The organism is Actinoplanes sp. NPDC051343 (assembly GCF_044455125.1).
In the GTDB taxonomy this organism is placed as follows: domain Bacteria; phylum Actinomycetota; class Actinomycetes; order Mycobacteriales; family Micromonosporaceae; genus Actinoplanes.
On record NZ_JBITEL010000007.1, the window covers coordinates 123213 to 142940 of the forward strand.

The window sequence follows — 19728 nt, forward strand, 5'->3', positions numbered from 1 at the left end:
ACCCCTGCGCGATCAGCCAGTGACGCCGGACTCCTCTTCCCGGCTCGCCGGGACCCGCGGCGCCCGGCGGAGCAGGCCCCGCCCGCCGCGGTCGCCGTCGAGCGAGGACGGCGGGTTGCTGTCGATGCCGAGCTCCTCACGGATCTCGGCCTCGAACTGCTGCATGACGAGGGGGACCTGGGCGAGAAGCTCACGGAAGTGGGTTTCCGGGCGTACGCCGGAGACGGCGCTCGGATTCATCTCGCCGTGCAGCTTCTGCAGGAGCAGGTGCACGGCGAGGGCGGCGCTGCGGACCGGCCCGGTGGCCAGCAGCCGCACCTGCATGAGGGCCGGACCGACCTCGTCGACGTAGGTCAGCCCGGACGGCGGCTTGTCGCCCGCCTCGAACGCCGCGCGTAGGCGGTAGACGGCACGCTCGAAGACCGCCAGCAACTCGACGTAGGCGGCCTTGCGCTCCGCGTACCACCGCTTGGTGCGGCGGCGCCGCCTCATCAGGTAGTCGGTGCGGGCGCTCACCAGCTGCGCGATCGCGGCACCGGCCAGGGCGAACAGGGCGGCGATGAGGGGCAGCCCCCACCACGGGATCTCGGACACCCGCTAACCGTAGCGACGACGGGCACGAGATCCGCCGCCCGCCCGCCGATCGTGACCGGGCGGCGACCCTTCATCAGCTCTCCGGCCATCCGGATCAACACTGGGTGAACATGACATGCTGGCCGGCATGACACCGCTCGAGGATCGCTGGTTCGCCGACTACAAACCGGGCGCAGTCTACGAATACGGCCATGCCACCCTCACCGAGGACGAACTGCTGGATTTCGCCCGGAAGTTCGATCCGCAGCCGATGCACACCGATCCGGCCTACGCGGCGGCGGGCCCGTTCGGCGGCCTGATCGCCAGCGGCTGGCACACCGCCGGGCTGATGATGCGCCTGCTCGCCGACAACTACCTCTCCAAGGTCGCGAGCCTGGCCTCGCCCGGCGTCGACGAGCTGCGCTGGCCGCACCCGGTGCGCGCGGGCGACGTGCTGCGCCTGCGGGTCGAGGTCGTCGAGGCCCGGGAGTCGCGCTCGAAGCCGGACCGCGGCATCGTGCGCACCAAGGCCGAGCTGCTCAACCAGGACGACGTGGTGGTGATGAGCATGCTCGCGGTCAACATGGTCGCCAAGCGGCCTTGACCTCACTCCAGCTTTAGCTTGCAGGCTGGCGGCATGAGAGCCGCCGTCTTCGACCGCTTCGGCCCACCCTCGGTCCTGCGGGTGGCCGAGTTTCCCGACCCGGTTCCGGGTCCGGGCGAGATCCGGGTACGCGTCCGGGCCGCCGGAGTCCAGCCGTTCGACGTCGCGGTCCGCCGGGGCGACCTGGCCCGTGACCGGGTGTCGTTCCCGCAGCAGATCGGCCAGGAGTACGCCGGTGTCATCGACGCGGTGGGCCCGGCGGTGGTGCCCCCGGCCGCGGACTCCGATCCGGATGCGCGCGCGGGTGACCGGTCCGAGCCCGGCGTCCCGTGGGCGGTCGGTGACGAGGTGCTCGGCTCGACGATGCTCAACGGCCAGGCCTCGGCGGTCGTGGTCCCGGCTCGCGACGCGGTCCGCAAGCCTCCGCACCTCGACTTCCCGACCGCGGCCGGTCTGGTCGCGGCGGCCCAGACGGCGAGCGGGGCGCTGCGCGAGCTGGCGGTGCGGGCCGGGGACGTGCTGCTCGTGCACGCGGCGGCGGGCAGTGTCGGGACGCTCGCGGTCCAGCTGGCCCGGCTCGCCGGGGCCACGGTGATCGGCACGGCGAGCCGGGCCAACCACGACTATCTGCGCAGGCTCGGCGCCGTTCCCGTCGCGTACGGGGAAAGCCTGCCGCACAGCGTGCGGCTGGTCGCCAGGCGTCTCCCGACGGTGGTTCTCGACGCCGCCGGCGGCGGTGCGATCGCCCAGTCGGTGGCGCTCGGCGTGCCGCCGGACCGCATCGGCACCATCGTCGCCCCCTCACACGGCGCCCGGGTCGTCCGCTCTCCGCGCGACCCCGCGCGCCTGGCCGAGGTGGTCGAGCTGGCCTCCCGGGGCGTGCTGGCGATGCCGGTCCGGGCCTATCCGCTGTCCGATGTGGCGGCCGCGCACGCCGCGGTCGAGTCGCGCCACGGCTGCGGCAAGGTGGTGCTGATCATCGAGCCGGCTTGACGTCGCCGGACGCCGGCAAGGACCCGATGCCGTCCAGCAGGCGGGCCAGGCCGAACTCGAACAGGCGGTCGAGGTCGAGGTCGAACTCTTCCTCGGCCAGGGCGCTGAAGTGCGGGAAGCCGTCGCTGCGGATGATCCGGGTGAGGGCCTGTTGCTGGGTTTCCATCCACTGGTCCACGGTCAGGCCGCTCTCGCGCTGCGCCTCGACCTCCGGTTCCAGGGCGCTGGCCAGGCCGCGGACGAAGCTGAAGAGCAGCACCTGCACGTACATGCGCTCGGCGAACGTCAGCCCGGTCCCGTCGAAGGCGGCCAGCACGAACTCGCTCAGGCGCATGGCGTTGGGGGCCAGCTGGGGGCGGGTCAGGGACATCGAGGGGCCGAGCCACGGGTGCTTCTTGAACAGTGCCCACTCGCGGCGGGCGACCAGCTCCAGGGCAACCCGCCAGCCCTTCGGCGGGCGCGGCGGCAGCGTAACCGAGCCGATCGCCGCGTCGATCATGGCCAGCAACAGCTCGTCGCGGCTGGGGACGTGCCGGTAGAGGGACATGGTGGCCACGCCCAGGTCGCCGGCGAGGCGGCGCATCGACAGGTCGGCGAGGCCGTCGCGGTCGGCCAGGGCGATCGCGGCGGCGACGATGCGGGCGAGGGTGAGCTCGCGGTCGCGGGCGGCGGACGGGCCGGCGACCACGGTGCCGACGCCCGGCCGGGCGACGGTCAGGCCTTCTTCGCGCAAGGCGGCGTGCGCCTTGGTCGCGGTCGCGATGGCGACCCCCCACTCGCGGGTGATCGCCCGGGCCGACGGGATCCGGTCGCCCGGACGCAGCTCGCCCGCCTCGATGCGGCGCCGCACGTCGCTGACGATCTGACGGTATGGCGGTTCCATGGCTAGTACACCTCTCGGTCTTCCCCGGCACTGTACTAGTGCAGTTTGCCAGCTTGCAGGCGCTGTCCTACCGTGGCTAGTACATCGATTTACAGCGTACGCAAGAAGGAGCGGGAAGTGCGGGTTCTGATCTCCGGCGGAGGCATCGCCGGCCCGGCGGCGGCGTTCTGGCTGCACCGGGCGGGCGCCGAGGTGACGATCGTGGAAACGGCTCCCGGCCCGCGGCCGGGCGGGCACGCGGTGGACGTACGCGGCATCGCGCGCACCGTCGTCGAACGCATGGGGCTGCTCGAGACCATCAAGGACAACCGGGTCGACGAGCGGGGCATCGCGATCGTCGACCGCGACAACCGGCGCCGCGGGGTGATGATGGCCGACGCGTTCTCCGGCGAGGGCATCGTGGCCGAGATCGAGATCGCGCGGGGCGACCTGGGCCGGATCCTCCACGACGCGACGGCCGCCTACACCGACTACCGGTTCGGCGACAGGATCGTCGGGATCGAGCAGGACGCCGACGGGGCCGGCGTGACCTTCCGCAGCGGCGGCCGCGAGCGGTTCGACCTGGTCATCGGGGCCGACGGGGTGCACTCCGGCGTGCGGGCGCTCGCGTTCGGGCCGGAGAAGGAGTTCGTACGCTATCTCGGCGGTTACGGCGCCTACTTCACCGTGCCCGACCCCGGCGACACCGACCACCTCTTCTACATGTACAACGCGCCCGGCGGCCTGGTCGCCGGCCTGCGGCCGGAGCGCGGCGGCACGGCCAAGGCCAGCCTGAGCTTCAGCGTGGCCGAGCCGGCATACGAGCGGATCAGTCGCGCCGACGCGGAGAGGGCGCTGACCGAGCGGCTGACCGGCGCGGGCTGGCGGGTCGACGAATTCCTGGCCGCGATGCCGTCCGCCGACGACTTCTTCTTCGACTCGGTCAACCAGGTCCGGGTCGAGACCTGGCATCGCGGCCGGGTGGTGCTTCTCGGCGACGCCGCGGCCTGCGGTTCGCCCCTGGCCGGGCTCGGCACGAGTGTCGCGCTGGTCGGGGCGTACGTGCTGGCCGGCGAGCTGGCGGCGGCCGGTGGAGACTGCGAGCGGGGGCTCGCCGCCTTTCAGCGCGTGCTCGGGCCGTACGCGAAGGCGTCGATGGAATTGCCGCCCGGCGGCTTCCGGAGTTTCGCCCCGCGCAGCCGGTTCATGATCTGGCTGCGGATGAAATCGTGGGGCATGATGGGCCGCTGGCCGATGTCGGCGATCATGCGCAAGATGATGAACCGGGCCGAGGCGATCGCCCTGCCGGACTACTCGCGTTTATCGATGCCGGTCCGGGGTTAACCGCCCTTCATGGACACCGCCGCCGCGCCACCCGAGGAGAGCCGCCTACGGCCCGACCAGCGCAACGCCTTCCTGGCCGCCTTTCTGGGCTGGACCATGGACGCCTTCGACTACTTCATCGTCGTGCTCGTCTACGCCGAGATCGCCAGGGACTTCGGCGTCTCCCTGGAACGCATGGCGTTCCTCACCACCGTCACGCTGGTCATGCGCCCGGTCGGCGCGCTGATCTTCGGCATCTGGGCCGACCGGGTGGGCCGGCGGATCCCCCTGATCGTCGACGTCTGCTTCTACTCGATCATCGGATTCGCGTGCGCGTTCGCGCCGAACTTCAGCGTCCTGCTGGTGCTGCGCCTGGCCTACGGCATCGGGATGGGCGGCGAGTGGGGTCTCGGCGCGGCGCTGGCGATGGAGAAGATCCCGGCCCACCGGCGCGGCTTCTTCTCCGGCGTCCTGCAGGAGGGCTACTCGACCGGCTACCTGCTGGCGTCGCTCGCCTTCCTGCTGGTGCACTCGGTTCTCGGGCTGTCCTGGCGGTGGCTGTTCGCGCTCAGCATCATCCCGGCGCTGATCTCGCTGCTGATCCGGGCCCGGGTCAAGGAGTCCGAGGTCTGGGAGGCGGCCCGCGCCCGGGTCACCCGCGTCGGCATCCGGCAGGTCCTGCTCAACGGCAAGATCGTGCGGCGGTTCGTCTATCTGGTGCTGCTGATGACGGCGTTCAACTGGATGAGCCACGGCACCCAGGACATCTATCCGACGTTCCTCAAGACCGGCATCGGCCTGTCGGCGACGACGGCGACCTGGATCGCGGTCATCTACAACATCGGCGCGATCATCGGCGGAACGGTGTTCGGCACCATGTCGCAGCGCTTCGGCCGCCGGCGGATCATCGTGATCGCGGCGGTGCTCGGCCTGCCGATCGTGCCGATCTTCGCGTACTCGCACACCGCCGGCCTGCTCTGCCTCGGGTCGTTCCTGATGCAGATCATGGTGCAGGGAGCGTGGGGCGTGATCCCGGCGCACCTGACCGAGCTGAGCCCGGACGAGATCCGCGGCTTCTACCCGGGTGTGACGTACCAACTGGGGAACTGCCTGGCCGCGTTCAACCTGCCGATCCAGGAGTCGCTGGCCGATTCGCACGGCTATCCGTTCGCCCTGGCGGTCACGGTCGTGCCGGTGCTGATCGCGGTCGCGGTGCTGACCGCGCTCGGCAAGGAGAACCGCGGGGTTCGCTTCGGCACCGAGGCGAGCAGCGCGCTCGCCCAACCTACGAAGGCCTGATCACGCCGTCCGGCTGCGGATCTGGTCGAGCCACTCCCCGGCGAGCCGGTGCCCGTCGGGGAGCTGGTCGTCGCGGTCCCAGCGCCACATCGTGATGACCGCCAGCACCAGCGTGCGGCAGTCGCGCAGCAGATCGTGGTCGATGCCGGGGTAGTGCCCGGCGACCTCCTCCGGCGCGTGGGCGAGGTCGAACTCGACCGGCCCCCGGCAGCACGTCTCGAGGTCGATGAAGACCAGCCCGCTCCGCGTGGTGAGCAGGTTGCCCGGGTGCGGCTCGCCGTGCAGGAGCTGCTCGGACGTACCGCGTTCGCCGATGGCCCGGCGCATGTCTCGCAACGTGTCGCCGAGCAGCCCCCGGTCGGCGTCGGCGAGAGCCGGGGTGCGGTCCCGATCGGCGACGAGTCGCTGGGCCTCGCCGACCCGATCGGTGAAGTGCGGCGCCGGGAAGTCGACCGTGCGCATGCCGGCGTGCAGGCGCACGAGTGCGTCGGCGTAGTCGGCCGGCGAGACCGCTTGCGAGGTCACCGGCGGGTAGTAGGTCCACAGCGTGATCACGTAGCCGTCGCGCTCGTAGACCAGCGGCTCGACCCGGGGGTCGAGGGCGGCCACCAGGCTGCCCGGCCCGGCCAGCCGCTGCGCGAGGTCGACCTCGAACTGGGCGATCCGGTCCGCGGCAGGTGCCACGCGGGCCAGCACCTCGGCGGGCACCAGGCGCAGGGTGAGCTTGTTGGAGTTCTGCAGCACGATCGCGTCGTCGGCGGCCAGGCCGAGCGCCGAAGCGGTCGACGTGGCCGCGGCGATCGCCCGCGGGAGTTCCGACGCCTGCACCCCGGCACACTATCCCGCAGCTGCCGGCGCCGGTGCCCTCAACTGCGGAGGCAGACGTCGAAGGGGTGGCCGCCCGGGTCGAGCAGAACGCGCCAGCGCTCGGCGTTCGGCTGCTCGGCCGGCTTGGTCGCGCCCAGCGCCAGCGCCTGCTCCTCGGCCTTGTCGAGATCCTCGACGTAGAAGTCGAGGTGGTAGCGCTTGGGCGCGGTCTCCCGCGGCCAGCCCGGCGCCGAATAGCCGGGCACCTTGCCCCACCCGATGCTCGTCGAGCCGTCGCCGATCATGGCGTACTCGTCCGAGGTGTGCAGCACCTCCCAGCCGAGCACCTGCGAATAGAAGGCCGCGAGGGCCGCCGGGTCCTCGGCATCCAGATTGATCATGGCTAGGGTTGCGAATCCACTCATGTGACCGATCATGGACGCCGAGACTGACACCTGCTGTCAGGCTTTCTATTTCAGGTCGACGAGCCCGTCGAGCACGGCGGGACCCTGCAGCTCCACGCGTACGGAATGGGAACCGTCATCGGCCCACGACCGCGACCAGACCGCCTGGCGAAAGACGGTCGAGGTCGACCGCAGGTCGACGAGGCCGGCATCGACGCCGTCGACGAAGACCCGCACCCGGCCCGAGTCGGCGCCCCGGCCGAAGACCAGCGCGGCCGACCGGCCGGTGACGGCGAAGGTCGCGGTCGCTCCGGCAGCGGTGCTGCCGAGAGCGACCCCGCCCAGATATTCCGGGTTGCTCAAGGTGCGCCAGGTTCCGGTGCGCTCGGCTGCGGCCTCCGAGACAACCTCCGGTGTACGCGTAACCGAGCCGCTCGCCACGTTCCCCGACCGGTCCGTCGCCGCCACGGTGAAAGTGGCCGGGACACCGGGTCGCAGGGTGCCGTTCCGGCTGTGCGCGACCGTGCCCAGATCGACCGCGGTCGGGCGGAGCAGCCGCACCGAACTCAACCCGTTGACGTCCGAGGCCGCCCAGCCCAGCCGGACCGGGACCGTGCCGTTGAGCGCGCCCGTCCGCAGCGCCACCTCCGGCCCGGACGTGAAAACCGGGGCCGTAGCGTCCGAGACCACCTTGGCGGTGACCGCGCTGACCCGCCCGGAAAGGTGCTCGGCCCGGATCGTCACCGTGTGGCCGCCCGGCGGGAGGTGCAGCAGCGCCGTCCGGTGCCCGCCCGGCTCGGCCAGCACCAGCGAGCCGTCGACCAGGACCTCGAACCGGTTGATCAGCGCGCTCGGAGTGGACAGATTCCAGAGCGGTTTGATCGCACCCCGGGTGTAGAGCAGCCGCCCCCGCTTGACCGCCCCGGTCATGTGCTGGAACCGCAGCCCGACCGGCGCCGCCCCGGCGATCTTCCGAATCAGGGGCAACTGAGAATAAAGCGTGTCGCCCGGGCAGTCGGTGCGGCCCGCGTCGCGGTGACCGGAGATGCGCCAGAACGTGGCCCGCGCGCCCTTTGGGTAAAGATTGCCGCCGCCGCTGATCAAGGTCGCCGTGCCGGCCGGGTTGTTGCCGTAGGCGCCCAGCTTGTAGGCGGCCACGGTCGCGATCGCCGTCCGGACCGCCGAGTTGACGCCGACGTTGTCGAAGGTGCCGATCACCGCGATCGCGCTCGCGTCGGCGTTGAAGCCGAGCGTGTGCGCGCCGAGCACCGGCCGGCCGACGCCGCCCGCCCGCCCCTCGAAGACGTTGCCGCACTTGTCGACCAGGAAGTTGTAGCCGATGTCGTCCCAGCCCTTGCTCCGGACCTGGTAGGCCTGGATGCCGCGGACAATGGCGGCGGACTGGGAGCAGCTGTAGCCGTTGCCGGTCGCGGTGTGGTGCACGAAAAAAACCTGGACCGGGCCGGTGTACTCCGGGGCACCCTTGACGATGCGCTCGTTGGCGCCCCAGCCCGAGCGGGTGACCATCCGGGGAACCGGGCGCGTCGGCAGCGCGAGGGTTCGCGTGCGGCCTGTGGATCGCGCGCCGCCTGTGGATGAGCGGGCCAGTTGGGCGGTCGTTTGTGGTTCACTCGTCGCCCCACCCAGTTGAGGGGCGGGGGAGGGGGTGGCCGCGCGCGCGAGGCTCGATTTTTTCGCCGCGGCGTCCGGGTTGATCAGGTCTACGCGGAGGCCGGCCGGCAGGGCATGGCCGCCGACGACTCGGGCCTGCACGCCGTTGGATTCGCCCACCCAGAGCGGGTCGGTGGAGCCGCGAGCGTCGCCCGGCTGTGAACCGTCCGACTCCAGGCTCTGCCACGCGGTCCAGCGGCCGGTTGCGCCGGCCCGGGTGCGGATCTGCACGGTTCCGGTCACCGGCGCGGCCGGATCGGTCCAGGTCACGCCGAGAAGGCTGAACGGCTTGGTGGTGTGTTCGGGAAGGGTCGCGCCTCCCGCCGCGGATCGACCGAGCGCCGCGAACGGCAGCGTCTGGAGGGCCGGCCCCGCATCCCCGGCGACCTTGCTCACGCCGCCGGCCGCTGCGCCGCGAGAACCGGCAGTTGCGGCGCCAGAATCAGCGGCTGGGACATGCGCGGCAGCGGCCGGAAGAGCGGCGGCTGCGGCGGGGACGGTGCCGCTCGGCAGCAGCAAAACAGCGGCGGTGGCCAGGGCCGCGGTGGCCCGGCGTTTCGTCCGATTTCGGTGCACGTGAACCCCCGTGGTCTCACTTGATCGGCCACTGCCACCCTGCACGGCTGCAGCCCCAACGGTCCCGGGAATTGCGAATAAAAGTCGGATAAGCGGGGAGCGCCCCGATAAGCACAAAGACTTTGGTAGAGCCGTGGCCGGCCCGGCCGATGGGCTGACCCGTGACGCTCCAGAAGTCCGCCGCGAGGGCCGGGCTGCGGCATCTCGGCCTGGGCCTCACCGCGCTCGCGGTCTTCGTGTTCAGCCCGGTGGCGCTGCGGACCCCGGCGATGGCGGTGATCCTGCTCGGCGGCCTGGTGGCGCTGCATCTGGGTCCGCGCCGCAACGTCGAGCCGGACGCCCGTGGACCGTGGCGGTTGCTGACCCTCGCGGCGTACCTGTTCGCTGACACTCGCCCGAGCTCGGCCACGTGAGCCCGATGGAGTTCGTCCCGATCGCCGAGGAGACTCCGATGATCGTCGGGATGGGCACGTGGCTGCTCCGCGAGTCGGCCCGCCGGCTGACCGCGTGGCGAGCCGTCGGTACGGGCTACTCGTCGCTCAGCTACCTGCACCGCCTCCCGGTCGGCATCGTCAAGATCGACCGGTCGTTCGTGATGGACGTCGGCGCGGAGGGCACCAACGAGCCGATCGTCCGCGCGGTGCTCGCGATGACCCGGGCGATGGGCCAGCGGGTGGTCGCCGAGGGTGTGGAGACCGGGGTCCAGCGGGACTGGCTCCGCGCCCAGGGCTGCGATCTGGTCCAGGGCTCGTTCTACGGCAAGGCGGACCGGCCCGAGAACCTCACCGGTTGGATCGAAGGCCTGGGAAAGAAGGCCGCGCACGGCGGCCGGCGGCCGAGCCGTACGCGGTGAGGAGGCTAGGGGAGAAGGCCGCGCACGGCGGCCAGCGGCAGGGCCGTACGCGGTGAGTAGGCGGTACGCCAGAGTCCGCCGTGGGCCGCGCCGAACGCCTCCTCCTGCCAGACCCGTTCCATCGCGGGACGCGGGTTGCGGATCTGGTGGACCAGCAGCGCGGCCATGAGCTTGTTGGCGGTTTCCGGCTCGAAGACCTCGACGTCGAAGAGATGGGCGCCCGCGTAGGCGGCGGCCAGCAGGCGGTTGCTGGTGACCGAGCGGGTGCGGGTCGGCGGGGCGACCGTGAGGCTGACGGTCGTCGAGGCGCGGGCCACGGTCGCGCGCCAGCGCTGGATGTGTTTGGCGAGCGCGTAATTGGGCCCCTGCTGAGGGACCAGGCTGTCGTTGATGGCGGGGCTCACCGCGTACGGGAAGTTGGGGCGCAGCAGGCGACCGGCGGAAGCCGCGGCAGTGAGCCGGGACCGTCGCGACCTCGCGTCGTAGCGGGCCCGGGCCTGGGTGACCGCCTCGTCCGGCACCGCGAAGACGTCGGTCGGGGTGGCCAGGAAGGCGAGTGCGAGGTCGTCGCGGTGCCGGCCCAGGTGGACGCCGAGCGCGTCGACCGCGGCCGACAGCAGGGGATAGGCGGCGCCCGGCGCGTAGACGTAGTTGCCGAGGATCAGCCGGCCCTCGATGCCGCGCAGCCAGGCGGCGATCGCGGGCAGGTCGGTGAGCAGGTCGGCGCCCGGCACGTCGTTGCGGGCCGGGGCGATCAGGCGACCGGCCGACTTCCGGGCGCGCACGCGGCTCCACGACTGCGGCAGGTCGAGGCCGACGACGGTGGCGCCCCAGCCGAGTACGGCCGGCAGCGGGCCCATTTCGGCGCCCGCACCGAGCACGACCAGCCGCTGGTCGGCGAGGTCGAGCCAGGACGGGTGGTCGGCGACCTCGCGGACCATCTCCGCGCACGACGGCTCGATGACGCCGCCGGCGACCCAGACGTCGAGCTGCTTGCGCAGCGAGTCGCCGCTGAGGAGCGAGCCGCGGTAGGGCAGGGTCAGTTCCTTTTCGGCCACTTCGTCGCCGACGATGTCGATCGTCGAGAATGGCCGGTCGGGTTCCGCCGCCAGGGCCTCGTCCAGGCTGGTCTCGGCGGCACCGTTCACGAACCGCATGCGGTCGTGGACGGCGGCCAGACCGGCCGCGGCGATGGCCCGGTCGGAACCGTCCAGACCGGCCTCGACCGATGCGCGAAAGTGACGCAGATAACCCTTGCGCCAGTCGGTTTCCCGGGCTGCCGCGTCGGCGGCGGCCGGGTCGGCGGCGCGGAGCGCCTCCGCGACCACGTGCCGTCCGAAGGCGGCACTGCTGCGGCGATTGTCGGTCAGGGGGTACGCGACACCAGGCACGGCAACAGAATCTACGGGGTGACGAAAAGGCCGGAGCCCCGTGGCGGCGGGACTCCGGCCTTCGCTGTCTCCAAGTTATCGCGTACGCGCCCGGATTGCTGGCGGATTCCGCGCGTGGCGTCAGCCCTGACGGCCGTTCCAGCGCGGGTTCTTGCGGTTGATGACCACCTGACGACCACGCCGGCGGGTCACCACCGAGCCGGGCTTGGCCTTCAGGGACCGCAGCGAGTTACGAACCTTCATGACGGAACCTCTCTCCGCGCCGGGCGTTCAGCCGACGCGCTTGAGTAACGCCACCCGCGGGTTCGATATTTCTGTCGTACCCATGCGCCAGGATGTGCGCCGTGGCCGATGTGAAGGTGCGCGACGAGACGATGACCGGGCGTGAGATCGAGTCGTGGGTGCTGCCCGGATTGCCGGTCGAGATAACCGCTCGGGAGCTGGTGCGGTTGTGGATCGACGCCGGTGGCAAGCCGGTCGCCGAGGAGCAGATCGACGCGGCGTTCGCGCGCAACGGTTTCGTGATGATCGCGGGGAACCGCCAGGTCGACGACCTCGACGAGGTGATCGACCTGAGCCGGGCCGCCGAGGTCTCGTTCATCCGGCTCGTGCCCCTGGCCGGTGGCTGATGTGGCTGTCGTTGCTGGACGCGGCGCCGGTTGTCCCGGCCGGGGTCGACGAGACGCCGCCCGGTGAGGGCGACCGTCAGGTGCCCCACGACCCCGCGGACTACCCGGTCGCGGAGGTCGCCCGGGCGGTCGGGCGCCAGGCCGAGACGATCGATCTGCGCCAGATGAGGCAACTGGTCGGTCACTGGCCGGCCGGGGACCGTCGGCTGGTCGCCCTGCAGATACAGCACTGGGAGGCCACCGCCTTCCCACCCGGTCACGGTGCCGGGCGGGCCTGGGTGGCGCTGCTGCACGACCGGGTCGGCTTCCGCCGCGGCGACCTGATCTGGTCGCTGGCCGTGCTGGCCGGGGCGGAGTGGCGTCCCTACGGCGGCGCCTACCACCTGCCCGCGCTGATCGCGGCCGAGTTGCCCGACACCGAGCTGTCCGGGCTGCTGCCGGTCTTCGAGGCGGTGCTGGCCGAGGCCCGGGAGGAGATCCATACCCAAGATGAGCGGTTGCGGGTGGCCGGGCTCTACACCGACGTGATCGACCGGCTCACCGACCGCCTGCCGCCCTACCTGCTGCACGACGGCGACCGGGTCGGCCCGGCGATCCGGTCCGCGCTCGGCGAGCGACTGGGCGGCACCGGCCTGCGCCCGCTGCTGCTGCACGCGTTCTCGCTGACCAAGCCGGTTCCCACCAAGGCCTGGCGGCGCACGGCCGAGAGCCGGCTGGCCGCCGCGCCCGACGGCGCGGCTGTGGTGCGGGCCATGCTCGAGACCTTCGTGTCCCTCGCCGACGAGATCCACGAAGACACCGACACGCTGCTGCGCGGCCTGACCTGGCTGGTCGCGGCCGACCCGGGCGAACAGGCGTCGGCGACGCTGGCCCGGCTCGGGCTGGTGGCCGGTTCGCCGCCGAGCCGGTCGGTGGGTTACCCGATCGCGCCGCGGGTGGCCGCCGCCGCGGTCGAGGCGCTGGCCGAGCGGGCGGGCGACACCCCGGCCCGCGCGCTGGCCGCGATGTCGACGGCGGTGCGATACAAGGCGCTCAAGGCCCGGGTGCACACCGCCCTCGACCGGGTGGCCGAGCGCCGCGGCTGGGCACCCGGCGAGGCGGCCGAGCTGGCGGTCGACGAGCACGCGACCCGGGTCTTCACGCGGCCGGACGGCCTCGAACTGACGGTGGAGATCGACGGGGAGAAGGCGCGGCTGCGGGCCGTACGCAACGGGCGGCCGCTCCGGAGCGTGCCCGCCGGGGTCGACGCCGACGAGCCGCGGGCGGTGGTCAAAGCGCTCACTAAAACTCTCGGGCTCCAGCGGGAGCGCATCGAGGGACTGCTGGCGGCCGGGCGGGAGTGGAAGTGGGACACCTGGGTGACGCGCTACCTCGAGCACCCGGTGACCGGCACCATCGCGCGGCGGCTGATCTGGGAGGGTTCCGACGACGGCGAGACGTGGACGGCTTTCCTTCCGTCCGATCGCTCTTTCGCGAACGTGCGGCTCTGGCATCCGCTCCGGGCCGCGCCCGCCGAAGTGAGCCACTGGCGCGACCGGATCGTCGAGTCGGGGCTTCGGCAGCCGTTCAAGCAGGCGTTCCGCGAGATCTATCCGCTCACCCCGGCCGAACAGGAGACCCGGGTCTACTCCAACCGGTTCGCCGCACACATCCTGCGCTATAACCAGTTGGCCGCGCTCCTGCGGGCCCGCGGCTGGAGCGGCAACTATCTCGGCTTCTTCGACGGCGGCTACGACGGCGAGGCGACCAGGGAGTTCGCCGCCGGGGCGTGGCGGGCGTCGTTCTTCTACGACCTGGTCGAGGAGGAGATCGAGTACGGCGCGACCTTCTGCTCGACCGATCAGGTGCGGTTCGCGCGGCGCGAGGGCACGGGCTGGGTGACCGCGGCGCTGACCGAGGTGCCGCCGCTGGTGTTCAGCGAGGCGATGCGCGACGTCGACCTGTTCGTCGGGGTCACCTCGATCGCGGCCGACGACGCGTGGGCCGACCGGGGCGAGCACCGGTTCTTCGCGTACTGGGAGCGCACCGGCTTCGGCGAACTCACCGCCGGCGCGGCAGTGCGGCGTGACGTGCTGGAGAGGCTGCTGCCCCGGCTGGCCGCCGGGCCGCGAATGGCAATCGACGGCCGCTTCCTGCGCGTCACCGGGGTCCGCGGTGCCTACAAGATCCACCTGGGCTCGGGCAACATCCTGATCGAGCCGAACGACCGCTATCTGTGCATCGTCCCGAGTCGCTCGCCCGCCAAGATCCAGGAGCTGGCGCTGCCGTTCGACGACGACCGGATGCTTTCGGTGATCCTGTCCAAGGCGATCATGCTGGCCGCCGACGACAAAATTTCCGACCCGACGATTGTCCGGCAGCTGCCCGGCTGATCGTCACCCTGGCATGGAGACCTTTCGCGTAGCAGTTCCGCAGAATGACCTCGACGATCTGCGCCGGCGGGTGGCGGCCACCCGCTGGCCGGACGAGCTCGACGACGCCGGCTGGGACTACGGCGTACCCGGGCGCTACGTGCGCGAGCTGGCCGACCGCTGGCTGCACGGCTTCGACTGGCGTGCGGTCGAGGAGCGGCTCAATGCGTACCCGCAGTTCCGCACCGAGATCGACGGGGAGCGGATCCACTTCCTGCACATCCGCTGCGCCGACCCGGACGCGCCGGCGATCATCCTGAGCCACGGCTGGCCCGGCTCGGTCGCCGAGTTCCTGGACGTGCTCGGTCCGCTCGCCGAGCGCTTCCACCTGGTGGTGCCGTCGCTGCCCGGCTTCGGCTTCTCCGGGCCGACCCACAGCCGCGGCTGGGGACCCGTGCGCATCGCCCACGCCTGGGCCGAGCTGATGCGGCGGCTCGGCTACCGGCGCTACGTCGCGGCCGGCAACGACTGGGGTTCGACGATCGCTCCCGAGCTCGGCCGGATCGCCCCGGAGGCGGTGGCCGGCGTGCACGTCACCCAGATCTGGACCGACACCCCAGATCACCTGGACGACCCGAGCGACGACGAGCGGGCGGCCCTCGACGACCAGGTGTGGTTCGAGGCCAACATGAGCGCCTACCACCGCGTGCAGGCCCAGCAGCCGCAGTCGCTGGCCTTCGCGCTCGCCGACTCGCCGGTCGGCCTGCTCGGCTGGCACTGCCTGATCTACCGCGAGGGCCTCGACCCCGACTTCGTGCTGACCAACGTGTCGATCCACTGGCTGACCGGCACGGTTGCCTCGGCCATGCGGATCTACCGCGAGGATGCCCTGCACCCGGTCCCGGCCGAGCCAACCACGGTGCCCCTGGGAGCCGCCCAGTTCGCCCACGACTATCAGCCGTTCCGCCGCCTGGTCCCGGCCCGGCACCGCCAGGTGGTCGCCTGGAACGTCTATGACCGCCCCGGCCATTTCGCCGCCCATCAGTCGCCCGAACTGCTGATTGCCGACCTGACCGAATTCGTGACCGGCCTGGGGCGGTGAGTCCTCAACTCGGCCCGGCGGCGCCCGAATTCAGAGGCCATGCGACTGCGCGCTCTCGGAGCCCTCCTCACCGCCACGGCGGCCGCCACGCTGGCCGCGACCGCCGCCCCGGCGACGGCCCAGCCGGCTGAGGGACGGGTGCTCGGACTCGGGATGGCCGGGGCGATCCCGGGGCGCTACATCGTGACGCTCAAGGACGGCACCATGGGTGCGGCCGGCACCCACCTCGCCGGCGCGAAGGTGCTCAAGCGGGCCGGCTCGACGGTGTCCGCCGCGATGACGGTCACCGCGGCCCGGCGGCTGGCCGCCAACCCGGCCGTCCGGTACGTCGAGCAGGACCGCGTCGTGCACATCGCCGCGACGCAGAAGAGTCCCGACTGGGGGCTGGACCGCATCGACCAGCGGACCGTCACGCCGTCGAAGGCGTACACGCCGATGGACGACGGTGACTCGGTGCACGCGTACGTGATCGACACCGGGGTGCGGATCAGCCACCGCGACTTCGGCGGCCGGGCGTCCTACGGCGTCGACTACGTCGACAACGACGCCACCGCGCAGGACTGCAACGGCCACGGCACCCACGTGGCCGGCACGATCGGCGGCAGCACGTACGGCGTGGCCAAGAAGGTCAGGATCGTTGCGGTCCGGGTCCTCGACTGCTCCGGCGAGGGTGACCTCTACGACGTCATCCAGGGCGTCAACTGGGTGACCACGCACGCCGTGAAGCCGGCCGTCGCCAACATGAGCATGGGCGGCGACCGCAGTAAGTCCCTCGAGGCGGCCGTCCAGCGGTCGATCAACTCCGGGGTCACGTACGTCGTCGCGGCCGGCAACGAGAACGTCGACGCGGCCACCGAGAGCCCGTCCGCGCTGGCTTCGGCGATCACCGTGGGCGCGACCGACAGCCGGGACCGCCGCGCGTCGTTCTCCAACTACGGCAGCGTCCTCGACCTGTTCGCCCCCGGCGTCAACATCCGCTCCACGTGGGGCAGCAGCAACACCGCCACCGCGGTGCTCAGCGGCACCTCGATGGCCGCCCCGCACGTCGCGGGCGCCGCCGCGCTGGTCCTCGACGCCTACCCGGCCGACACCCCGGCCCAGGTCCGTAACTACCTGGTCGCGAAGGCCACCACCGGCAAGGTCACCGGTCTCAAGGGTTCGCCCGACCGTCTCCTCTACGTGCCCGCCCCGGCCGCCGCGCCGGTCATCGCCTCGAGCGGCTTCCCGGCCGTGGTCGGCCACGCGTTCAGCGGCCGGCTCGCCCTGGCGGCGAGCCGCCGCGGCTCCTGGTCGGTCGCGAGCGGTCACCTGCCGGCCGGGCTCAGGCTTACGGCGAGCGGCGCGCTTTCCGGTACGCCGACCACGCCCGGCACGAGCACGGTCGTCGTCCGGTTCGTCGACTACGTACCGAACGCGGTCACCCGGTCCGTCACCTTCACGGTCACCGGCGGCGCCCCGGTGATCTCGACGGTCTCGCTGCCGTCGGGGACGGCCGGGTCCGCGTACGCCCAGAAGCTGGCCGTCTCCGACGGCCGGCCCGGAACGTGGGCCGTGAGCGAGGGTGCCCTGCCGATCGGTCTGACCCTCGACGCGGCCGGCCTGATCGAGGGCATCCCGCTCGAAGCGGGCGACTTCACCTTCACCGTGCAGTTCATGGACGTCGCGGGCAATCTGGCGACCGCGACCTACACCCTCACGGTGGCCTGACTCAACGAAAGCGTCCCGCTCGGCGGCCTGGGGGCAGGAGGTCGCCGAGCGGGACGGTGTTGTCTGCGAGCCTAGGCGCCGGCCATGTCAGCCGGCTGTCACGCGACTGTGGAAATCCTGGGCGTAGGCGGCCGCCAGTTGTTCCGACGACGGCAGGTCGGCCTCGGTCACCGGGAGGCCGGGCAGGACCTCGGCGCCCAGTTCGGTGAGCAGTTGCCGGAGCAGGGCCTCGGCGGCCGCCGCCTGCGGGGCGATGCCGGCCGTCACCACCGGCACCGCCTGCTTGCCGGCCAGGGCCGCCGACGGCAACCGGTCGAGCAGCACCTTGAGGATGCCGGTGTAGCTGCCCTTGTAGGTCGGGGTGGCGACGACCAGGAGATCCGCCGATCGGATCGCGTCGAGCGCCGCGGCGGTCGCTTCGTCGCCCGGGGTCAGCAGGCCGGTGCCCAGGGCGCCGACCTCGACCAGCAGCGGTGCGTCGGAGAGCGCCGAGCCGACCGCGAGGGCCAGGGCGGAGGTGCGGGAGGCCGGGCGCGGATTTCCCGATACGACAACGGTCCGGGTCATGTCACTCCTTGAAGAGGGCCGTACCTTCCACGATGCGGGAAGTCGAGAGCGGCTCCCTCAACCTCCATCGCGAAGACCGCGCTGTCAACGTGGGTCTCATATCCTAGTAAACCTCTAGGCTTTGGTTGACATGGGAGGTGGGCGGCGGTCAGAGTTGGGGAACCTGCCGTTCTCCAATTCCGGGTGCCGGACGGGCGCGCCGCTGCCGTCGCGGCCATCTTCGACCAGTTAACCTACTAGACATATGGGAGAAGAGGATGACTGTGCTCGCCGTACCCGATGTGCTGCCCGACCCCCCGGTGACCGTGACCATCAGCATCGCCGGCGGCGCCGGCCGGGACCGCGTGCTCGCGGTCCTGCGTGACCTGGTCGACGTGGCCGGCCCGGCCGTCGCCGTGGAACTCGACGAGCCGCCACCCGGCACCGGGATCAGCCTCGACCCGGTCGCCCGCACCGCCCTGCGCGAGGGCGTCCCGCTCGAGCTGAGCCGGCTCGAGTTCGACCTGCTGCTGTTCCTGGCCCGGCACCCGCGGCAGGTGTTCAGTCGAACCCAGCTGCTCAGCCACGTCTGGGGCCACACCTACACCACCAACCGGACGGTCGATGTGCACGTGAGCCGCCTGCGCACCAAAGTGGACGATCCCGACCTGGTCACCACGGTCTACGGCCTCGGCTACCGGCTGGCCGACGACGCCGCGGTGGCGGTCGTCCGGCGATGACACGGCGAACGGTGACGGTGGTCGGCGGCGGTGCCTCGGGCGTGCTGGCCACCCGGCAGATCCTGCGGGCGACCGGCGACGACGTGGTGCTCGTCGAGCCGGGCGAACCGGGTGGCGGGCTCGCCTACGGCAGTGCGGCGCGGCCCTGGCATCTGCTCAACTCGCGCGCCGCGGCCATGGGCGCCGACCCCGACGACCCCGGTGGCTTCGCCCGGTGGGCCGGTTGCGGTCCGGACGAATTCCGGCCCCGGGAGGAGTACGGCCGGTATCTGCGAGCGGTCTTCGTCCAGACGCACGCCGCGTTCGGCGACCGCTTGACCGTACGCGGGGAGCGCGCGGCCGCCCTGAGCAACGCCGGCGTGGTGCTGGCCGACGGGGAACTCGTGCGCGCCGACGACGTCGTGCTGGCCACCGGCCACCCGGCGGCCGCGCGGCCGGTGGCGGTGGACCCGCGATGTCCGGACTATGTGGACGATCCGTGGCGGGCGGGTGCGCTCGAGGCGCTCGACCCGCACGTGCCGGTGCTGCTGATCGGGGCGGGGCTCACCGCGGTCGACGCCGCGCTCACCCTCACCGCGGACGGGCGACGGGACGCGCCGGTCACCCTGGTCAGCCGGCGCGGGCAGTTGCCGCTCACCCACACCGTACGGGCGGCGCCGCCCGCGGTTCCGGTGCTCGACGACTGCGCGAGTCTGCGGGACGTCGTCCGGGCCGTACGGGAATCGGCCGCGCAGGCGGGCGACTGGCGGGCCGTGGTCGATGGCCTGCGTCCCCACCTAGACAAACTGTGGGTCGCCTTCACCCCGGCCGAGCAGGACGCCTTCCTGCGTCATCTGGCCCGCCCGTGGGAGTGTCACCGTCATCGGATGGCGCCGGCGGTCGGGACCCGGGTGGCCTCGCTGCGGGCGGAGGGACGGCTGGAGGTGCGCGCGGGTGGATTGCGCTCGCTGATCGCGCCGCCGGCCGGCGGATTGATGGCCGAGTTGGAGGTGGGAGCCCAGTGGTTCGGGGCGGTCGTGAACTGTGCCGGGCCCGGGCGGCTCCCGGCCGCGGCCGGTTCGTTCGTCGGCGGTCTGCTGGCGGCCGGGCAGGCCCGGGTCGGGCCGCACGGGCTGGGTCTGGACATCGACGCGTCCGGTCGTCTGCTGGACGCGGGCGGGCGGCCGCAGCCCGGTCGTTGGCTGATCGGGCCGCTGCGGCGTGGGGCGCAGTGGGAGACGACGGCGGTGCCGGAGATTCGGGCGCAGGCCTCCTCTCTCGTGGGGGATTCGCTCCTGGCCGGCGTCTGACCATCCCA

20 protein-coding genes are annotated in these 19728 nt (G+C 72.1%); 12 read left to right on the forward strand and 8 right to left on the reverse strand.

The features are described from left to right. Positions 1–12: 12 nt before the first annotated feature. Positions 13–594, reverse strand: coding sequence for a hypothetical protein (locus tag ACIA5C_RS23465; protein ID WP_396057938.1), 582 nt, complete (start codon positions 592–594; stop codon positions 13–15). 127 nt (positions 595–721) lie between these two features. On the opposite strand from ACIA5C_RS23465, the gene ACIA5C_RS23470 reads away from it, so the two are divergent. Both ACIA5C_RS23470 and ACIA5C_RS23475 read left to right on the forward strand, forming a co-directional pair. Beyond that, entirely contained in the window at positions 722–1177 is a 456-nt protein-coding gene (locus tag ACIA5C_RS23470; protein ID WP_396057940.1) for a MaoC family dehydratase, read from the forward strand. 33 nt (positions 1178–1210) lie between these two features. Further along, positions 1211–2170, forward strand: coding sequence for an NADP-dependent oxidoreductase (locus ACIA5C_RS23475; protein ID WP_396057942.1), 960 nt, complete (start codon positions 1211–1213; stop codon positions 2168–2170). On the opposite strand, the gene ACIA5C_RS23480 is transcribed toward ACIA5C_RS23475, so the two are convergent. Then, complete coding sequence (locus ACIA5C_RS23480; protein ID WP_396057944.1) at positions 2154–3053, reverse strand: TetR/AcrR family transcriptional regulator C-terminal domain-containing protein; 900 nt, start codon at positions 3051–3053, stop codon at positions 2154–2156. The two genes, ACIA5C_RS23475 and ACIA5C_RS23480, sit on opposite strands and share 17 nt — an antisense overlap. Positions 3054–3170: 117 nt before the next feature. On the opposite strand from ACIA5C_RS23480, the gene ACIA5C_RS23485 reads away from it, so the two are divergent. Further along, the gene (locus ACIA5C_RS23485; RefSeq protein WP_396057946.1) at positions 3171–4376 is read left to right on the forward strand and encodes an FAD-dependent monooxygenase; all 1206 of its coding nucleotides are present in this window, start codon (positions 3171–3173) and stop codon (positions 4374–4376) included. A 9-nt stretch (positions 4377–4385) separates the two neighbouring features. Further along, the gene (locus ACIA5C_RS23490) at positions 4386–5654 is read left to right on the forward strand and encodes an MFS transporter (protein ID WP_396057948.1); all 1269 of its coding nucleotides are present in this window, start codon (positions 4386–4388) and stop codon (positions 5652–5654) included. Here ACIA5C_RS23490 and ACIA5C_RS23495 read toward each other — a convergent pair whose 3' ends face one another. From ACIA5C_RS23495 to ACIA5C_RS23505, 3 genes are read right to left on the reverse strand one after another with little or no spacing between them, the layout of a single operon-like run. Further along, positions 5655–6482 carry a phosphotransferase family protein gene (locus tag ACIA5C_RS23495; protein WP_396057950.1) on the reverse strand — a complete coding sequence of 276 codons (828 nt, stop codon included), beginning with the start codon at positions 6480–6482 and terminating at the stop codon, positions 5655–5657. A gap of 38 nt (positions 6483–6520) precedes the next feature. Further along, positions 6521–6886: a VOC family protein gene (locus tag ACIA5C_RS23500; protein WP_396057952.1), complete on the reverse strand. Its 366-nt coding sequence runs from the start codon at positions 6884–6886 to the stop codon at positions 6521–6523. Positions 6887–6931: 45 nt separating this feature from the next. Then, a complete protein-coding gene (locus ACIA5C_RS23505) occupies positions 6932–8932 on the reverse strand; it encodes a peptidoglycan recognition protein (protein ID WP_396057954.1) in 2001 nt (666 codons plus the stop codon). A gap of 341 nt (positions 8933–9273) precedes the next feature. Between ACIA5C_RS23505 and ACIA5C_RS23510 the strand changes: the two genes are divergently transcribed. Beyond that, positions 9274–9525, forward strand: a complete 252-nt coding sequence (locus ACIA5C_RS23510; protein ID WP_396057956.1) for a hypothetical protein — start codon at positions 9274–9276, stop codon at positions 9523–9525. Between the two features lie 5 nt (positions 9526–9530). Then, complete coding sequence (locus tag ACIA5C_RS23515; RefSeq protein WP_396057958.1) at positions 9531–9965, forward strand: EAL domain-containing protein; 435 nt, start codon at positions 9531–9533, stop codon at positions 9963–9965. A 5-nt stretch (positions 9966–9970) separates the two neighbouring features. On the opposite strand, the gene ACIA5C_RS23520 is transcribed toward ACIA5C_RS23515, so the two are convergent. Together ACIA5C_RS23520 and ACIA5C_RS23525 are read right to left on the reverse strand one after the other, a co-directional pair. Beyond that, entirely contained in the window at positions 9971–11356 is a 1386-nt protein-coding gene (locus tag ACIA5C_RS23520; protein ID WP_396057960.1) for a hypothetical protein, read from the reverse strand. 120 nt (positions 11357–11476) lie between these two features. Next, complete coding sequence (locus tag ACIA5C_RS23525) at positions 11477–11599, reverse strand: ribosomal protein bL36 (RefSeq protein WP_133875253.1); 123 nt, start codon at positions 11597–11599, stop codon at positions 11477–11479. 92 nt (positions 11600–11691) lie between these two features. On the opposite strand from ACIA5C_RS23525, the gene ACIA5C_RS23530 reads away from it, so the two are divergent. From ACIA5C_RS23530 to ACIA5C_RS23545, 4 genes are read left to right on the forward strand one after another with little or no spacing between them, the layout of a single operon-like run. Further along, positions 11692–11985 (forward strand): hypothetical protein, encoded by a 294-nt coding sequence (locus ACIA5C_RS23530; RefSeq protein WP_396057963.1) that lies wholly within the window; start codon positions 11692–11694, stop codon positions 11983–11985. Further along, a complete protein-coding gene (locus ACIA5C_RS23535; RefSeq protein WP_396057965.1) occupies positions 11985–14357 on the forward strand; it encodes a DUF4132 domain-containing protein in 2373 nt (790 codons plus the stop codon). Before ACIA5C_RS23530 ends, ACIA5C_RS23535 begins: the two co-directional genes overlap by 1 nt. Positions 14358–14370: 13 nt before the next feature. Continuing rightward, positions 14371–15438: an epoxide hydrolase family protein gene (locus tag ACIA5C_RS23540; RefSeq protein WP_396057967.1), complete on the forward strand. Its 1068-nt coding sequence runs from the start codon at positions 14371–14373 to the stop codon at positions 15436–15438. Between the two features lie 39 nt (positions 15439–15477). Beyond that, positions 15478–17145, forward strand: coding sequence for a S8 family serine peptidase (locus ACIA5C_RS23545; RefSeq protein WP_396057969.1), 1668 nt, complete (start codon positions 15478–15480; stop codon positions 17143–17145). An 87-nt stretch (positions 17146–17232) separates the two neighbouring features. Here ACIA5C_RS23545 and ACIA5C_RS23550 read toward each other — a convergent pair whose 3' ends face one another. Next, the gene (locus ACIA5C_RS23550; protein WP_396057971.1) at positions 17233–17712 is read right to left on the reverse strand and encodes an NADPH-dependent FMN reductase; all 480 of its coding nucleotides are present in this window, start codon (positions 17710–17712) and stop codon (positions 17233–17235) included. 257 nt (positions 17713–17969) lie between these two features. Here ACIA5C_RS23550 and ACIA5C_RS23555 point away from each other — a divergent pair, with 257 nt between their 5' ends. Continuing rightward, on the forward strand, positions 17970–18431 hold the full coding sequence (locus tag ACIA5C_RS23555; protein WP_396057973.1) for a winged helix-turn-helix domain-containing protein: 462 nt from the start codon (positions 17970–17972) through the stop codon (positions 18429–18431). Beyond that, a complete protein-coding gene (locus ACIA5C_RS23560; protein ID WP_396057975.1) occupies positions 18428–19720 on the forward strand; it encodes an FAD/NAD(P)-binding protein in 1293 nt (430 codons plus the stop codon). The genes ACIA5C_RS23555 and ACIA5C_RS23560 overlap by 4 nt, the downstream gene beginning before the upstream one ends. Positions 19721–19728: the final 8 nt, after the last annotated feature.

Bases quoted from the DNA above. Each gene is read 5' to 3' on its own strand.
- ACIA5C_RS23545 (WP_396057969.1), top strand. From the start codon at position 15,478: ATGCGACTGCGCGCTCTCGGAGCCCTCCTCACCGCCACGGCGGCCGCC.
- ACIA5C_RS23490 (WP_396057948.1), top strand. From the start codon at position 4,386: ATGGACACCGCCGCCGCGCCACCCGAGGAGAGCCGCCTACGGCCCGAC.
- ACIA5C_RS23480 (WP_396057944.1), bottom strand. From the start codon at position 3,053: ATGGAACCGCCATACCGTCAGATCGTCAGCGACGTGCGGCGCCGCATC.
- ACIA5C_RS23540 (WP_396057967.1), top strand. From the start codon at position 14,371: ATGGAGACCTTTCGCGTAGCAGTTCCGCAGAATGACCTCGACGATCTG.
- ACIA5C_RS23470 (WP_396057940.1), top strand. From the start codon at position 722: ATGACACCGCTCGAGGATCGCTGGTTCGCCGACTACAAACCGGGCGCA.
- ACIA5C_RS23515 (WP_396057958.1), top strand. From the start codon at position 9,531: ATGGAGTTCGTCCCGATCGCCGAGGAGACTCCGATGATCGTCGGGATG.
- ACIA5C_RS23475 (WP_396057942.1), top strand. From the start codon at position 1,211: ATGAGAGCCGCCGTCTTCGACCGCTTCGGCCCACCCTCGGTCCTGCGG.
- ACIA5C_RS23550 (WP_396057971.1), bottom strand. From the start codon at position 17,712: ATGACCCGGACCGTTGTCGTATCGGGAAATCCGCGCCCGGCCTCCCGC.
- ACIA5C_RS23555 (WP_396057973.1), top strand. From the start codon at position 17,970: ATGACTGTGCTCGCCGTACCCGATGTGCTGCCCGACCCCCCGGTGACC.
- ACIA5C_RS23560 (WP_396057975.1), top strand. From the start codon at position 18,428: ATGACACGGCGAACGGTGACGGTGGTCGGCGGCGGTGCCTCGGGCGTG.
- ACIA5C_RS23530 (WP_396057963.1), top strand. From the start codon at position 11,692: ATGTGCGCCGTGGCCGATGTGAAGGTGCGCGACGAGACGATGACCGGG.
- ACIA5C_RS23500 (WP_396057952.1), bottom strand. From the start codon at position 6,886: ATGAGTGGATTCGCAACCCTAGCCATGATCAATCTGGATGCCGAGGAC.
- ACIA5C_RS23535 (WP_396057965.1), top strand. From the start codon at position 11,985: ATGTGGCTGTCGTTGCTGGACGCGGCGCCGGTTGTCCCGGCCGGGGTC.
- ACIA5C_RS23525 (WP_133875253.1), bottom strand. From the start codon at position 11,599: ATGAAGGTTCGTAACTCGCTGCGGTCCCTGAAGGCCAAGCCCGGCTCG.